This window comes from Thermoactinomyces sp. CICC 10522, from assembly GCF_016055075.1.
Taxonomy (GTDB): domain Bacteria; phylum Bacillota; class Bacilli; order Thermoactinomycetales; family Thermoactinomycetaceae; genus Thermoactinomyces_A; species Thermoactinomyces_A daqus.
In genome coordinates, this window is sequence record NZ_JAECVY010000061.1 from 1 (window position 1) to 964 (window position 964).

1 protein-coding gene is annotated in these 964 nt (G+C 64.3%); it reads left to right on the plus strand.

What is annotated here, in order from left to right; genetic code table 11:
• Positions 1-964, plus strand: a 964-nt coding sequence (locus tag I8U18_RS17585) for an SDR family NAD(P)-dependent oxidoreductase (protein WP_198065183.1), incomplete at both ends; no start/stop codon positions are given.

Consider the following 964-nt stretch of genomic DNA (forward strand, 5'->3'; position numbering starts at 1 on the left):
GCCAGCCGGGGACGGAAGTGATCTTCGTGGCCCAGGGCCGTTCCTCCGGCAAGCAGAGCCGGGGACAGTACCGCCTGAACCGCGACGACGGAGCGGCTTTCCGTCAGGTTTTGGACAGCCTCGCTTCCGATTGCGGCGGGGATTTTGCACTGCTCTACCTGTGGCCGTTGGAAGATGCGGGCTGTATTGAGGATTCGGCCGTTCTGTTCCGCCTGTTGCAGGCTGTCGGAGAAGCCGGGCGGAAACCGTCCCGGCTGTTATGGGCCGGGGCATGGAGAACGAGCCTTGAACGCTGCTGTCTGGAATCCTGGATCGGTTGGGAACGTTCCCTCGGCCTCATCCTGCCGCAGACCCGCGTCGCGGGGATTCTGCGGGAAGCCGGTCCCGGTCCGGCGGTGGACATGGAAGCCTGGCTGTCGCTCCTGTGGGCGGAGTTGCACACCCCTTCACCGCAGAGTGTCCTGTATGAGGGAGAGCAGCGGTACACCTGCCGGATCCGTCCTGTTTCTTTGGGAGAGGAAAGATGGCGCATCCAAGCGAACGGAACCTACCTGATCACCGGCGGAGGCGGCGGATTGGGCCGGATCCTGGCTGCCCGCCTGGCCCGTTCCGGGCCGGTCAACCTGATTTTGACCGGCCGTTCGCCGCTGGATGCCCGGTTGCAAGCAGAGCTGACGTTGCTGGAAGGAACGGGCAGCCGGGTGCTGTACCGGCAGGCGGATGTCTGCGATGCCGTGGCGATGCGCGAAGTGCTTCGGGAAGCCAAAGCGCGGTTTGGCGGGGTGAACGGCGTCATCCATGCGGCCGGTTTGCAGAGCAAAGAGCCGCTCTTCACCAAATCGGAGGCCGATTTTGCCCGGGTGCTGGCCCCGAAAGTGAAGGGGACCCAAGTGCTGGATGAGGTGCTGTCCGGGGAACCGCTCGACTTTCTTCTCTGTTTTTCCTCCGCCGCGGCGATTCTCGG